General features: G+C 66.9%; 14 protein-coding genes. 6 read left to right on the forward strand and 8 right to left on the reverse strand.

What is annotated here, in order from left to right; all coding sequences use genetic code 11:
* Positions 1–56: 56 nt before the first annotated feature.
* From ACZYRS_RS23470 to ACZYRS_RS23505, 8 genes are all read right to left on the reverse strand, one after another.
* Positions 57–1,493 (reverse strand): aldehyde dehydrogenase family protein, encoded by a 1,437-nt coding sequence (locus tag ACZYRS_RS23470; protein WP_463421171.1) that lies wholly within the window; start codon positions 1,491–1,493, stop codon positions 57–59.
* A gap of 54 nt (positions 1,494–1,547) precedes the next feature.
* Entirely contained in the window at positions 1,548–2,645 is a 1,098-nt protein-coding gene (locus ACZYRS_RS23475) for an SMP-30/gluconolactonase/LRE family protein (RefSeq protein ID WP_463421172.1), read from the reverse strand.
* Between the two features lie 48 nt (positions 2,646–2,693).
* Positions 2,694–4,064, reverse strand: a complete 1,371-nt coding sequence (gene gudD, locus ACZYRS_RS23480) for a glucarate dehydratase (protein WP_463421173.1) — start codon at positions 4,062–4,064, stop codon at positions 2,694–2,696.
* A gap of 16 nt (positions 4,065–4,080) precedes the next feature.
* Entirely contained in the window at positions 4,081–5,067 is a 987-nt protein-coding gene (locus tag ACZYRS_RS23485; RefSeq protein WP_463421174.1) for a Bug family tripartite tricarboxylate transporter substrate binding protein, read from the reverse strand.
* A 12-nt stretch (positions 5,068–5,079) separates the two neighbouring features.
* Positions 5,080–5,535 (reverse strand): nuclear transport factor 2 family protein, encoded by a 456-nt coding sequence (locus ACZYRS_RS23490; RefSeq protein WP_463421175.1) that lies wholly within the window; start codon positions 5,533–5,535, stop codon positions 5,080–5,082.
* Between the two features lie 63 nt (positions 5,536–5,598).
* A complete protein-coding gene (gene kdgD, locus ACZYRS_RS23495; RefSeq protein ID WP_198787609.1) occupies positions 5,599–6,510 on the reverse strand; it encodes a 5-dehydro-4-deoxyglucarate dehydratase in 912 nt (303 codons plus the stop codon).
* 56 nt (positions 6,511–6,566) lie between these two features.
* A complete protein-coding gene (locus tag ACZYRS_RS23500) occupies positions 6,567–7,562 on the reverse strand; it encodes a Bug family tripartite tricarboxylate transporter substrate binding protein (protein WP_463421176.1) in 996 nt (331 codons plus the stop codon).
* Positions 7,563–7,687: 125 nt separating this feature from the next.
* On the reverse strand, positions 7,688–8,572 hold the full coding sequence (locus ACZYRS_RS23505) for a FadR/GntR family transcriptional regulator (RefSeq protein WP_463421177.1): 885 nt from the start codon (positions 8,570–8,572) through the stop codon (positions 7,688–7,690).
* A 115-nt stretch (positions 8,573–8,687) separates the two neighbouring features.
* Between ACZYRS_RS23505 and ACZYRS_RS23510 the strand changes: the two genes are divergently transcribed.
* From ACZYRS_RS23510 to ACZYRS_RS23535, 6 genes are read left to right on the forward strand one after another with little or no spacing between them, the layout of a single operon-like run.
* Positions 8,688–9,437: an amino acid ABC transporter permease gene (locus tag ACZYRS_RS23510; RefSeq protein WP_463421178.1), complete on the forward strand. Its 750-nt coding sequence runs from the start codon at positions 8,688–8,690 to the stop codon at positions 9,435–9,437.
* Positions 9,434–10,090 carry an amino acid ABC transporter permease gene (locus ACZYRS_RS23515; RefSeq protein WP_198787605.1) on the forward strand — a complete coding sequence of 219 codons (657 nt, stop codon included), beginning with the start codon at positions 9,434–9,436 and terminating at the stop codon, positions 10,088–10,090. The genes ACZYRS_RS23510 and ACZYRS_RS23515 overlap by 4 nt, the downstream gene beginning before the upstream one ends.
* Complete coding sequence (locus ACZYRS_RS23520; RefSeq protein ID WP_463421179.1) at positions 10,074–10,892, forward strand: amino acid ABC transporter ATP-binding protein; 819 nt, start codon at positions 10,074–10,076, stop codon at positions 10,890–10,892. The genes ACZYRS_RS23515 and ACZYRS_RS23520 overlap by 17 nt, the downstream gene beginning before the upstream one ends.
* A gap of 58 nt (positions 10,893–10,950) precedes the next feature.
* Entirely contained in the window at positions 10,951–11,745 is a 795-nt protein-coding gene (locus ACZYRS_RS23525) for a transporter substrate-binding domain-containing protein (RefSeq protein WP_198787604.1), read from the forward strand.
* 14 nt (positions 11,746–11,759) lie between these two features.
* Entirely contained in the window at positions 11,760–12,581 is an 822-nt protein-coding gene (locus ACZYRS_RS23530) for an NAD-dependent epimerase/dehydratase family protein (protein ID WP_463421180.1), read from the forward strand.
* Positions 12,571–13,461: an SMP-30/gluconolactonase/LRE family protein gene (locus ACZYRS_RS23535; RefSeq protein WP_463421181.1), complete on the forward strand. Its 891-nt coding sequence runs from the start codon at positions 12,571–12,573 to the stop codon at positions 13,459–13,461. The genes ACZYRS_RS23530 and ACZYRS_RS23535 overlap by 11 nt, the downstream gene beginning before the upstream one ends.
* Positions 13,462–13,481: the final 20 nt, after the last annotated feature.

Raw genomic sequence — 13,481 nt, forward strand, 5'->3', positions numbered from 1 at the left:
GCCTGTCGAAGCGCCGCGCGAGGCTTCGACAGGCTCAGCCCGAACGGTTTTGCGGATCAGGCCAGCGTGTAGGCCGTCTTCACGGTCGTGAAGAACTCCTGCGCGTACTTGCCCTGCTCGCGCGGGCCGTAGCTCGAGCCCTTCCGGCCGCCGAACGGCACGTGGTAATCGACACCCGCCGTCGGCAGGTTCACCATCACCATGCCGGCCTGGCTGTGGCGCTTGAAGTGCGTCGCGTACTTGAGCGACGTCGTAGCGATGCCGGCCGAGAGGCCGAACTCGGTGTCGTTGGCCGTGGCCAGCGCTTCCTCGTAGTTCTTCACGCGGATCACGCTCGCGACCGGGCCGAAGATTTCTTCCTTGTTGATGCGCATCGCGGCGGCCGATTCGCTGAAGAGCGCGGGCGACATGTAGTAGCCGTCGGTCTCCAGCTTCAGCAGTTCGCCGCCGGCCGCCAGCGTGGCGCCTTCGCCCTTGCCGATGGCGATGTACTCCATGTCCTGGTTCAGCTGCGACTTCGAGGAGACCGGGCCCACGTCGGTGCCCTGCGCGAGCGCATCGCCGACCTTGATCTTGCTCATGCGCACCTTCATCGCCTCGATGAACTTCGGGTAGATGCCTTCGGTGACGATGAGGCGGCTCGATGCGGTGCAGCGCTGGCCGGTCGAATAGAACGCGCTCTGCACGCTGAGCTCCACGGCCTGCGCGAGGTCGGCGTCGTCGAGGACGACTTGCGGGTTCTTGCCGCCCATCTCCAGCTGCACCTTCTTGTGGTTGGTGACGCACTGGATCGCGATGTTGCGGCCCACGCCCACCGAGCCGGTGAAGCTGATCGCATGGATGCCGGGGTGGTTGACCAGCGCCTCGCCGATCACGCTGCCGCGGCCCATCACGAGGTTGAACACGCCCGCCGGAATGCCCGAGCGGCTGATGATTTCACTCAATGCCCAGGCACTGCCCGGCACGAGGTCCGCGGGCTTCAAGACCACGCAGTTGCCGAAGGCGAGCGCGGGCGCGATCTTCCACGCGGGAATGGCGATCGGGAAGTTCCACGGCGTGATGAGGCCGACCACGCCGACCGGCTCACGCGTGATTTCAACGCCGATGTTCGGCCGCACCGAGGGCACGAGCTCGCCCGACAGGCGCAGGCACTCGCCCGCGAAGAACTTGAAGATCTGGCCCGCGCGCGTGGCCTCGCCGATGCCTTCGGCTTTCGTCTTGCCTTCTTCGCGCGCGAGCAGCGTGCCGAGCTCTTCCTTGCGCGCGAGGATCTCGGTGCCGATCTTGTCGAGCGCATCCGAGCGCGCCTGGATGCTGCCCGTCGCCCAGGCCGGGAAGGCGGCGGTGGCGGCGGCCACGGCGGCATCGACATGCGCCGCGTCGCCCTGCGTGTACTGGCCCAGCACGTCGGCCAGGTTGCTGGGGTTGACGTTGGGGCTGTAGCTCTTGCCGGCCAGCCATTCGCCATTGATGAGGTTGTTGAATTCAGTCATCGTCGATGTCCTTCGTTTGCCTGTTGCGGGTGATGAGTTGGAAGAGACCGTCGGCTAGGTTGCGCCTTCGGACTCCACGTAGAGGGCGTACAGCGAGTGGCTGGCCGCCATGTAGAGGCGATTGTTCTTGGGGCCGCCGAACGTGAGGTTGGCACAGCGTTCGGGCAGGCGGATGAAACCGATGGGCAAGCCTTGCGAATTGAAGATCTTGACGCCATCCATGTCTTCGGACTTCGCCTGCGGCTGATAGACCTTCATGCCGTTGCCGGCATCGGTGGGCTCGGCGGCCAGCGCGCCGTTCCAGCCCCAGCCCATCCAGAGGTTGCCGTCGCGGTCGACGCGAAAGCCGTCCAGCGCCGCGGCACCCACGCCGTCGATCAGCTTGGCCTTGTTCGACACGCTGCCGTCGGCCGCCACGTCGTAGCTCCAGAGGCTGCGGTTGGGCGTGCCCTTCCACTCGATGACGTAGAGCTTCTTCTCGTCCGGCGAGAAGGCCAGGCCGTTCGGATTCACCAGGTCGGTGATCACCGCCGAGAGCTGGCCGTCGGGCGTGAGGCGGTACACGTTGGTCGTCGCCTGCTCGGGCGTGGCCCGCTCGCCCTCCCAGGTGCCCGAGATGCCGAAGAGCGGATCGGTGAACCACACGGTGTCGTCCGACTTCACCACCACGTCGTTCGGTGAATTCAGGCGCTTGCCCTGGAAGCGGTCGGCCAGCACGGTCACGCGGCCGTCGTGCTCGGTGCGCACCACGCGCCGCGTCAGCGAGTGCTCGCAGCTCACCAGGCGCCCCTGGCGGTCGCGCGTGTTGCCGTTGCAGTGGTTCACGTTCGACTTGTGGACCTTGAACTCGCCGGTCTTTTCCTCGTAGCGCATCAGCCGGTTGTTGGGGATGTCGCTGCACACGAGGTAGCCCTCGCGCGGCAGGTACACCGGCCCTTCGGCCCAGCGCATGCCTGTGCCGACCTGCTCCAGCGTGCTGCTGTAGAGGCGGTACTTGGCGAAGCTGGGGTCGAGGATCAGCACCGCCGGGTCGGGGTAGCGCTGCTGCGGCTTGTAGGGGAACGATTGCGCGCCGGCAGCTGCGGCCATTGCGCCGAGTGCCGAGCCGGCCGCTGCCTGGAGCAGGCGACGACGGTCCATGTTGTTGTTCATGCAGTCTCCTTGGGTGTCTCAACCATGGGCGCGCAAAGGCGCCGGCACTCAGCGGACCATGCAGGGCCGCTTGTTGTCGAAGGTCCAGTCGGGAATCAGGTATTGCATCGCCTGCGCATCGTTGCGCGCGCCCAGGCCGTGCTTGAGGTACAGCTGGTGCGCCTTCTCGACCTCGGCCATGTCCAGCTCGATGCCCAGGCCCCCGCGCGTGGGCACCTTCACGAAGCCCTCTTCGATCTGCAGCGGCGACTTCGTCAGGCGCTGGCCGTCCTGCCAGATCCAGTGCGTGTCGATGGCCGTCACCTTGCCGGGCGCGGCGGCCGCCACGTGCGTGAACATCGCGAGCGACACGTCGAAGTGGTTGTTCGAATGCGAGCCCCAGGTGAGGCCCCAGGCCTGGCACAGCTGCGCCACGCGCACCGAGCCCTGCATCGTCCAGAAGTGCGGATCGGCCAGCGGAATGTCGACCGACTGCAGCGAGAGGCTGTGCACCATCTCGCGCCAGTCGGTGGCGACCATGTTGGTGGCGGTGGGCAGGCCCGTCGCGCGGCGGAACTCGGCCATCACCTCGCGGCCCGAGAACACGCCTTCGGCGCCGCACGGGTCTTCGGCATAGGCCATCACGCCGTGCAGGTCGCGGCACAGGCGTATCGCGTCGGCCAGCAGCCAGCCGCCGTTCGGATCGAGCGTGACGCGCGCCGTCGGAAAGCGCTCGTGCAGCGCGCGGATCGCCTCGACTTCTTCTTCGCCGCGCAGCACGCCGCCCTTGAGTTTGAAGTCGGTGAAGCCGTAGCGCGCATGCGTGGCTTCGGCCAGGCGCACGATGGACTCGGGCGTCATCGCCTCCTCATGACGCAGGCGAAACCAGTCGTTGTCCGCGCCACGGTCGGTCTCGTACGCCAGGTCGGTCTTCGTGCGGTCGCCCACGTAGAAGAGGTAGCCGAGCATCTGCACCGCATCGCGCTGCTGGCCTTCGCCGAGCAGGGCCGCAACGGGCACTTCGAGGAACTGGCCCAGCAGGTCCAGGAGCGCCGCCTCCACGGCGGTGACCGCATGGATGGTCACGCGCAGGTCGAAGGTCTGCTGGCCGCGGCCGCCGCTGTCGCGGCCGGCGAAGGCGTTGCGCAGGCTGTTGAGCACCGCGTTGTGCCGGCCGATGGGCTGGCCCACGATGAGGTCGCGCGCGTCTTCGAGCGTCTGGCGGATCTTCTCGCCGCCCGGCACTTCGCCCACGCCGGTGTGGCCGGCGCTGTCGGTCAGGATCAGGAGGTTGCGCGTGAAGAACGGGCCATGCGCGCCGCTCAGGTTCATCAGCATGCTGTCGTGGCCCGCGACGGGGACCACGCGCATGCCGGTGACGACGGGCGCGCCCGACACGACATTGGACACGGCGCTGGAAACGGATTCAGGACTTGTCATCTTCGGGCTCGGTGGCTCAGTCTGCAGTGATGTGGCGGGTGTCGATCAATGTCTTCCATCGCGTCCACTCGCGCAACTGGAAGGCGGTGAAATCCTCGGGCGTGCTGGCGACGATCTCCAGGCCCTGGTCGAGCATGCGCTTCTTCGTCTCGGGGTCCTGCATCGCGGCGATGACGGCATCGCCGAGCTTCTTCTTGAGCGCGGGCGGCAGGCCCTTCGGCGCAGCCACGCCTTGCCACGAGTAGACCTCCGCACCCTTCACGCCGGCCTCGGCCAGCGTGGGCACGTCGGGCAGCACGGGCGAGCGCTTGTCGCCGCTCACGGCGATCGCGCGCAGCTTGCCTGCTCGGATGTGCGGCAGCACGGCATTGACGTTCTGGAACGAGAAGTCGACCTGGTTGCCCAGGAGATCGTTCACCGCGGGCGCGCCGCCCTTGTAGGGCACGTGCACGCCTTCGGTCTTGGTCTGCTGCCAGAAGAGCTCGGCCGACAGGTGGTCGGACGAGCCGTTGCCCGAACTCGCGAACGAGACCTTGCCCGGCGTCTTGCGCAAGAGCGCGAGCACGTCGGCCACCGTGTGCTCGGGCCGTGCGACATTCGCGACCAGCACGTTGGGCGCCTGCACGGGCACGCTGATGTAGTCGAAGTCTTTCGTCGCGTCGTAGGGCACGCTCTTCTGCAGGTGCGGCGTGACGACGAATGCGCCCAGCGACGACACCAGCAGCGTGTAGCCGTCGGGCGCTGCGCGCTTGACGAAGCCGGTGCCGATGGTGCCCGTGGCGCCGGGGCGGTTGTCCACGACGAAGCTGCCGCCCAGCTTGGTCTGCAGCTGCAGCGCCAGCGCGCGCGCCACCATGTCGGTGGAGCCGCCGGCGGGGAACGGCACGATGATCGTCACGGGTTTCTGCTGCGGCCATGCGTCGGCTTGCGCCGAGGCATGCAGGGGCAGCATCGCGGTGGCGGCGAGCACGAGGCCCGTCGCAAGAAGCGCTCGTCTCTGCATCGTTGCTTCCGATCAGGAGGGAAGGCGAACAGCCTGGCGCGCGAGCAGCTTCCAGTTGCCGCCCTGCTTCTGCCAGACGCCAAGGATCTTCAGCGCGACCTTGCCGGGCTTGCCCGAATCGTTGGTGTCGGCCGCGAGCGTGTGGCGCACGATGGCGGTGTTGGCATCGACCACCTTGATGGTCTGCTCGGTGATCGTGATGGTCACGAAGTCCGACTTGCCGTCCATCAGGTCGCTGATGAAGCTGGCCTTGGTGTCCACCTTGCCGCCCGAGTGGCCGTAGCTCAGGTCGTCGGCCACCAGCGCGCCGAGCGCGGCGGCGGTCGGATCGACCATCGCGATGCGCAGGCGTTCGGCGGCCGCGGCCACCGCGGGCTGGTCCGATGCGCCGCCGCCTGCGGGCACCATCGCGCAGCCCGAGAACACGGCGGCCGAAGCGGCGATGAGGAAGAGTTTCTTGATGAGCATGTCGTTGCCTGCGTTGTTGTTGATTGATGTTGTCGACTGCGAGACCGCGGAACGCGGCGCCGCTTACTGCGGGCCGAGCGTGGCGATCAGCGCCTTGAGCTCTTCCATCTCGGCGGGCTTCAGATCGGTCAGCGGCGCGCGCACCGGGCCCGCGTCGTGGCCGACGATCTTGGCGCCGGCCTTGACGATGCTCACGGCGTAGCCCGGCGTGCGGTTGCGCAGCTCCAGGTACGGCATGAAGAAGTTCTTCAGCAGGCGGTGCTGCGTGGCGAGGTCGTCGTTGGCCACCGCGTGATAGAAGTCCATCGCCGTCTTGGGGATGAAGTTGAAGACGGCCGACGAGTACACCGGCGTGCCCATGGCCTTGTAGGCCGCGGCATAGACCTCGGCGGTCGGAAGCCCCCCCAGGTACGCGAAGCGGTCGCCCATCTTCTGGTAGATCGCGACCATCGCCTCGATGTCGCCCACGCCGTCCTTGAAGCCGACGAGGTTCGGGTTGCGTTCGGCCAGGCCGGCGAGCGTGTCGGGCTTCAGGCGGCTCGAGGCGCGGTTGTAGACGATCACGCCGAACTTCACGCTCTTGCACACCGCTTCGACGTGCGCGGCCAAGCCTTCCTGCCCCGCTTCGGTGAGGTAGTGCGGCAGCAGCAGGATGCCGTGCGCGCCGGCCTTCTCGGCCGCTTGCGCGCACTGGATAGCAAAGCGCGTCGGGCCGCCGGCGCCGGCAATGATCGGCACCACGCCGCGGCAGGTGTCCACGGCGGTTTTGATGATGCCGGGGTACTCGTCGCCCGTCAGCGAGAAGAACTCGCCCGTGCCGCCCGCGGCGAACAGCGCGCTTGCGCCGTAGGGCTGCAGCCATTCGAGGCGCTTGATGTAGCCCTGCGCGTTGAAGTCGCCGTTGCTGTCGAAGTCGGTCAACGGGAACGAGAGCAGGCCGGAGCCCATGATGGTCTTGAGTTCTTGCGGGTTCATCGGGAAACGTCCAGTGAAAATTTGAGAAAGAAAAATGAGGGTGGATGAGCCGCCGGTCAGTCGAGCTTGACGCTGGCTTCCTTGATCACTTGCGCCCAGCGCGCGCGCTCCTTGGCGAAGAATTGGTCCTGCTCGGGCGCGGTCATGGTCACGACCTCGGCGCCCTGGCCTGCGAGGCGGGCGCGGATGTCGGGGGTGCGGATGATGCGGGTGAGCTCGCGGTTCAGGCGGGCGATCACCGCATCGGGCACGCCGCGTCCGGCGACCACGCCCTGCCAGGTGCCCGACTCGTAGCCGGGCGCGCCCTGCTCGGCGATGGTCGGCACGCTGCCGATCAGCGGCATGCGCGTGGCCTTGGACACGGCGATCAGCTTGAGCTTGCCGGCCTGCACTTGCGGGTAGGTGGCCAGCATGCCGTTCATCAGCACCTGCGTCTGGCCCGAGACGGTGTCCAGCACCGCCTGCACGCCGCCCTTGTAGGGCACGTATTCCCACTTCGCGCCGACCTTGCGCTGCAGCTCGATGCCGGCCAGGTGCGCGGTGCTGCCGCTGGCGGTGACGGCGAAGTTGAGATCGCTTTTCTTCGAGAGCTCGACCAGTTCCTTGAGCGTGCTCGCCTGCACCGAGGGATGCACCACCAGGAGGTGCGGCGAATAGGCCAGCATGCCCACGCTGCGCAGGTCCTTGGACGGATCGAACGGCAGCTTGGGATAGAGCGAGGGGCTGATGGCCAGCGCGCCCAGGTCGCACAGCATCAGCGTGTAGCCGTCGGCCGGCGCCTTGGCCAGCAGGTCGGCGCCCAGGTTGCCGTTGGCGCCCGCGCGGTTGTCGATGATGACCGACTGCCCCAGCGCCTCGGACAGCGGCTGGCTGATGGCGCGCGCAATGATGTCGGACGAGCCGCCCGGCGGATACGGAACGATGATCTTGATCGGCTTGGACGGCCAGTTGCCGCTGCCGCTGGCGCCCTGTGCGAACGCGCGCACCGGCAGGCTGGCGGCCAGGGTCGTGGCCAGGGCGGCGCCGAGTGCGCCGCGTCGGTTGATGGTCATGCGGATGCCTCCAGTTGTTCGATGTGCCCCATGGCTTCGCCCGGATGCCCGAGCGAGTGATCAGTCATCGTACAACTAGAAAAACAACTTGTCCAGACGTGGACCCAAAAAATTCGGCGAAGGGGTTAGTTGTCGGACGAAGCGGCGCCCGCGCCGCCGCCCTTGCCTGCCACGCCCGCACCCGAACCCGCGTCGCCATCGGCTTTCGCCTTCTGCTGCTGCGCGGCTTCCTGCGCGATGCGCAGGCGCTCGCGGCTGTTGGTCAGGTGGATGCGCATGGCGGCGCGCGCCGACTCGGGGTCGCGGCGCGCGATGGCTGCATAGATCTCTTCATGCTCGCGGTTCACGCGGCTCAGGTACGCCCCGCCGTCCTGGATGCGGATGGCGCTGATGCGCGTGCGCGGAATGATCGTGGTGCCCAGGTGCCGCATGATGTCGGCGAAATACGGGTTGCCGGTCGACTGCGCGATCTGCAGGTGAAAGCGGAAATCGGGCGCGACGGTGTCGCCGGCGATCGTCACGTTGTGCTCGAAATCGTCCAGCGCCTGGCGCATGGCCACCAGCTGCTCCTCGGTGCGCCGGCTCGCGGCGAGCCCGGCGGATTCGGTTTCCAGGCTGATGCGCAGTTCCAGCACGGCCAGCACGTCGACCGACGCGGCGATCTCGCCCGGATCGAGGCGAAACACCCCGCCCGGCCGCGGCTGCAGCACGAAGGTGCCGACGCCGTGCAGCGTTTCGACCAGCCCGCCGGCCTGCAGCTTGGACAGGGCCTCCCGCACCACGGTGCGGCTCACGCCGTAGGCCTGCATGATGGCCGACTCGGTGGGCAGCTTGTCGCCCGGGCGCAGCGACTGGCTGCGGATCTTGTCGCCCAGGTCTTCCACCAGCCCGTGCGCCAGGCCCCGGGCACGCTGGCGCGGCCGCCCCACGAAGGCCGCGGGGCCGGTCGCCGGACCGGCTTTCGCCGGCGCATCTGGAACCAAGGGATTACCCGCAGTCGTCTGAACCATGGCCACGATGATAATCTCCAATTAGTTGTACGACAACCGATAACTTATCACTCTGACATCTTCTGAAGCCGCTTCGCAAGCCTCTTGAGGGCATTGCGGTCTCTTCGGCACTCACATGAAGTATTCCCTCGACTTCGCTCCGCTGGCATCGTACTGGCCCGTTTTCATCAACGGCGCATGGCTCACGCTCAAGATGACCGCTTTGGCGGTCGTTGTCGGCGTTTGCGTCGGAACACTGGTCGCGTTCGCCAAGCGCAGCCAGATCAAGCCCCTCGCCCGTGCCTGCACGGTCTACATCGAGATCGTGCGCAACACGCCTTTCCTGGTGCAGATCTTCCTCCTGTACTTTGGCCTGGCGAGCTTCGGCGTGCGCATGCCGACCTTCGCGGCCGCGGTGCTGGCGATGGTGATCAACATCGCGGCCTATGCCGCGGAGATCATCCGCGCGGGCCTCGAATCGGTGCCGCGCGGGCAGATCGAGGCGGCCGAATGCCTGGGTCTTTCGAAGTGGCGCATCGGCTGGCATGTGATGCTGCAGCCGTCCATCGAGAAGGTGTACCCCGCCCTCACGAGCCAGTTCCTCTTGATGATGCAGGCCTCGGCGATGGCCTCGCAGATCTCGGCCGAAGAGCTCACCGCCATCGCCAACACCGTGCAGTCGGACACCTTCCGGTCGCTGGAGACCTACATCGTGGTCGCGGCGCTGTACCTGGTGCTCTCGCTCTTCATCAAGCTGGTGACGTGGGCGCTCGGCGAATACATGTTCCGCCGCCGCCGCGTGGTGCGCCGCGCGGCCGCGCAGGCCGGCAAGGCGCAGCCTGCCGCATCGACGGCCGCCGTTGCCATTCATGGAGGCGCGGCATGAGCCTCGGCCATTTCACCTTCACGCACCTGATGTACCTGGTGCAGTCGATCGGCTGGACGCTGCTGCTCTCGGCGCTGGCGTTCGTGCTGGGCGCCATCGGCGGCTTCGGGCTGATGCTCGCGCGCATCTCGCCGCGCGCGTGGCTGCGCTGGTTCGCGGTGGTCTACATCGAATGCATCCAGGGCATTCCGCTGCTGATCCTGCTGTTCATCGTGTACTTCGGGCTCTCGGTGTACGGCCTCTCGCTGCCCTCGCTGGTGGCCGCGGGCATCGCGATGATGATCTACGTGAGCGCGTACCTGGGCGACATCTGGCGCGGCTGCATCGAGGCGATGCCCAAGCCGCAGTGGGAAGCCTCCGAGTGCCTGGCGTTCTCGCGCTGGCAGACGCTGCGCCTGGTGATCATTCCGCAGGCCGTGCGCCTGTCGCTGCCGCCCACGGTCGGCTTCCTGGTGCAGATCATCAAGATGACATCGCTCGCCTCGGTGATCGGCTTCGTGGAGCTCACGCGCGCCGGCCAGATCATCAACAACACCATCTTCCAGCCCTTCCTGGTCTTCTTCCTGGTCGGTGCTTTCTATTTCGCCTTGTGCTATCCGCTGTCGCGTTGGAGCGAAGCGATGGAGAAGAAACTCAATGTCGCCAATCGATAAGCCGTCGCCGAGCCGTTCTCAAGTCGGCTTTGCCGCCCCCTCGGGGGGTGGCGAAGCACACGAAGTGGCAAGCCGGGGGGCCATAGTGAAGCTGGACCACGTCTACAAGAGCTTCGGGTCGAACCAGGTCCTGAAGGGCGTGTCCTTCGAAGTCGCCAAGGGCGAGATGATCGCCATCATCGGCGCCAGCGGCTCGGGCAAGAGCACCGCGCTGCGCTGCATCGACCGGCTCGAGGTGATCGACAAGGGCACCATCGAGGTCTGCGGCATCCGCGTGGACAGCCCCAACGTCGACCTGAAGCAACTGCGGCTCGAAGTGGGCATCGTGTTCCAGAGCTACAACCTGTTCCCCCACCTCACGGTGCAGGAGAACATCATGCTGGCGCTGCGCCACGTGAAGAAGCAGTCGCGCGGCGAAGCGGCCGACGTGGCGATCCGCGTGCTCGACCAGGTGGGCCTCAAGGCCAAGGCCGACGCCTATCCCGAACAACTCTCCGGCGGCCAGCAGCAGCGCGTGGCCATCGCGCGGTCGCTCGCGATGTCGCCCAAGGTCATGCTGTTCGACGAGGTGACCTCCGCGCTCGATCCGCAACTGACCGGCGAAGTGCTGCGCGTGATGGAAGACCTCGCGGCCGGCGGCATGACCATGCTGCTGGTCACGCACGAGATGGCCTTCGCCAAGCGCGTGGCCGACCGGATCATCTACATGCACCAGGGCACCGTGTGGGAAACCGGCCCCGGCGAAATGCTCGACGCGCCCAAGACGCCGGAGCTGCATGCCTTCCTGAACAACGGGCTGTAAGCAGGCAGCCCGGGTCTTTTCTCGCTACTCCCATACCAACTTACACCAGGAGACATTCATGAAACTCGGCACCACCTTCACCCGCACCTGCATCGCGCTGGCCCTCGTGGCCGGCGTTGCGCAGGCCGCCATGGCCGACCAGCTGGACGACATCAAGAAGGCCGGCAAGATCCGCGTGGCCATCGCGATGGGCACCCCGCTCTTCAGCTTCGCCGACGCCAACCTGCAGCCCACCGGCTCCGACGTGGACACCGCCACGCAGCTGGCCAAGGATTTGGGCGTGAAGCTGGAGATCGTCTCGATCACCAACGCCGCCCGCGTGCCCACGCTGCAGGCCCAGCGCGCGGACCTGGTGATTGCCGATCTCTCGATCACGCCCGAGCGCGAGAAGGTCGTCGACTTCTCTACGCCCTACGCGGTCATCAGCATCATCGTGGGCGGCCCCAAGAGCATCAAGGTGGCCGACTACGCCGACCTGAACGGCAAGCGCATCGGCTTGACGCGCGCGACCGTGAACGACTCGCTCACCACGCAGCAGGCCAAGGGCGCCGAGATCGTGCGCTACGAGGACGACGCCACGCTCATCACCTCGATGGTCACGGGCCAGATCGACCTCTTTTCCAGCACGCCGTCGAACCTGAGCGAAATGATCAAGCAGGCCCCGGCCAAGAACCTGGAGCTGAAGTTCTCGCAGAAGGACTTCGACCTGGGCATCGCGCTGAACAAGGAGCAGCCCAAGCTCAAGGAATGGGTCAACAACTGGGTCGTGGCCAACCAGAAGAGCGGCAAGCTCAACGCCATCTACAAGAAATACCACGGCCGCGACCTGCCGGAACGCATCACCAAACTGTGAATGGACGAGTGACGATGGAAGCTTCGAACAAGAAACTCAACCGGCTGCTGCTGACCGGCGCGGCCGGGGGCCTGGGCAAAGTGCTGCGCGAACGGCTCAAGCCCTACGCGAACGTGCTGCGCCTCTCGGACATCGCATCGCTGGCGCCAGCCACCGATGCGAGCGAAGAGGTGGTGCCCTGCGACCTCTCGGACAAGGCCGCGGTGCATGCGCTGCTGCAAGATTGCGATGCGATCGTGCACCTGGGCGGCGTGTCGGTCGAGCGGCCGTTCGAGGAGATTCTCGAAGCTAACATTTTGGGCATCTTCAACGTCTACGAAGCGGCTCGCCGCCATGGCGTCAAGCGCGTGGTGTTCGCCAGTTCCAACCACGTGATCGGCTTCTACAAGCAGACCGAGCACATCGATGCGCACGCGGCGCGCCGGCCCGACGGGTACTACGGCCTCTCGAAATCGTTCGGCGAGGACATGGCGCAGTTCTACTTCGACCGCTGGGGCATCGAGACGGTGAGCATCCGCATCGGCTCCTCGTTCCCCGAGCCGCTGAACCGCCGGATGATGAGCACGTGGCTGAGCTACCGCGACCTCACGACGCTGATCGAGAAGTCGCTCTTCACGCCCGACGTGAAGCACACCGTCGTCTACGGCATGTCGGCCAACCGCGACGTGTGGTGGGACAACAGCGCCGCCGCGCACCTGGGCTTCGTGCCGCAGGACAGCTCGGAGGTGTTCCGCGACAAGGTCGAGGCGCAGCCGCCCGTTGCGCCCACCGACCCGAACGCCATCTACCAGGGCGGCGCCTTCACCGCGCAGGGCCCCTTCGGCGATGAAGGCTGAGCTCGTTCTCGACGCGCGCAACGGCACCGGCGAAAGCCCCGTGTGGCACGCCGGGGAGCAGGCGCTCTACTGGGTGGACATTCCCGCGCGCACGCTCAACAGCTGGCACGCAAGCGAAGGCCACACGCATTGGCAGGCCGATGAAATGATCGCCTGCATCGCGCCGCGCGCCGACATTCCCGGCGCATGGATCGCGGGCATGGAAAGCGGCCTCTTCTCGCTGCTGCCGCAGGCCGACGGCACGCTGTCGAGCACGCTAATCGCGCCCGTCGCGCACGCGGCGCCAGCCATGCGCTTCAACGACGGCCGCTGCGACCGCCGCGGCCGCTTCTGGGCCGGCACGATGCTGCTGGACATGGCCGCGGGCGCACGCGTGGGCCGCCTGTACAGCTACGGCAAGGACAGCGACACCGCCACCCTGCAGCTGGACGATCTCATCGTGCCCAACGGCCTGGCCTTCAGCCCCGACGGCCGCACCATGTACCTCTCGGATTCGCACCCGAGCGTGCAGGCGATCTGGGCCTTCGACTACGACACCGACAGCGGCACGCCGAGCAACCGCCGCCTCTTCGCCGACATGAAGCCCCTGCCCGGCCGCCCCGACGGCGCGGCGATCGACGTCGATGGCTGCTACTGGATCTGCGGCAACGACGCGGGCCTGGTGCACCGCTTCACGCCCGACGGGCGCCTCGACCGCTCGCTCGAAGTGCCGGTGAAGAAGCCCGCGATGTGCGCCTTCGGCGGCCCGGCGCTCGACACGCTCTTCGTCACCTCGATCCGCCCCGGCGGCATCGATCTCTCGGACCAGCCGCTGGCCGGCGGCGTGTTTGCCCTCCGGCCCGGCGTGGCGGGCATGCCCGAGCCGGCGTTCGGCGGCTGAGCTTTTCTTTTCACGTTTTC

The organism is Variovorax sp. AC194 (assembly GCF_979257995.1).

Bases quoted from the DNA above. Each gene is read 5' to 3' on its own strand.
- ACZYRS_RS23470 (WP_463421171.1), bottom strand. From the start codon at position 1,493: ATGACTGAATTCAACAACCTCATCAATGGCGAATGGCTGGCCGGCAAG.
- ACZYRS_RS23475 (WP_463421172.1), bottom strand. From the start codon at position 2,645: ATGAACAACAACATGGACCGTCGTCGCCTGCTCCAGGCAGCGGCCGGC.
- gudD (WP_463421173.1), bottom strand. From the start codon at position 4,064: ATGACAAGTCCTGAATCCGTTTCCAGCGCCGTGTCCAATGTCGTGTCG.
- ACZYRS_RS23485 (WP_463421174.1), bottom strand. From the start codon at position 5,067: ATGCAGAGACGAGCGCTTCTTGCGACGGGCCTCGTGCTCGCCGCCACC.
- ACZYRS_RS23490 (WP_463421175.1), bottom strand. From the start codon at position 5,535: ATGCTCATCAAGAAACTCTTCCTCATCGCCGCTTCGGCCGCCGTGTTC.
- kdgD (WP_198787609.1), bottom strand. From the start codon at position 6,510: ATGAACCCGCAAGAACTCAAGACCATCATGGGCTCCGGCCTGCTCTCG.
- ACZYRS_RS23500 (WP_463421176.1), bottom strand. From the start codon at position 7,562: ATGACCATCAACCGACGCGGCGCACTCGGCGCCGCCCTGGCCACGACC.
- ACZYRS_RS23505 (WP_463421177.1), bottom strand. From the start codon at position 8,572: ATGGTTCAGACGACTGCGGGTAATCCCTTGGTTCCAGATGCGCCGGCG.
- ACZYRS_RS23510 (WP_463421178.1), top strand. From the start codon at position 8,688: ATGAAGTATTCCCTCGACTTCGCTCCGCTGGCATCGTACTGGCCCGTT.
- ACZYRS_RS23515 (WP_198787605.1), top strand. From the start codon at position 9,434: ATGAGCCTCGGCCATTTCACCTTCACGCACCTGATGTACCTGGTGCAG.
- ACZYRS_RS23520 (WP_463421179.1), top strand. From the start codon at position 10,074: ATGTCGCCAATCGATAAGCCGTCGCCGAGCCGTTCTCAAGTCGGCTTT.
- ACZYRS_RS23525 (WP_198787604.1), top strand. From the start codon at position 10,951: ATGAAACTCGGCACCACCTTCACCCGCACCTGCATCGCGCTGGCCCTC.
- ACZYRS_RS23530 (WP_463421180.1), top strand. From the start codon at position 11,760: ATGGAAGCTTCGAACAAGAAACTCAACCGGCTGCTGCTGACCGGCGCG.
- ACZYRS_RS23535 (WP_463421181.1), top strand. From the start codon at position 12,571: ATGAAGGCTGAGCTCGTTCTCGACGCGCGCAACGGCACCGGCGAAAGC.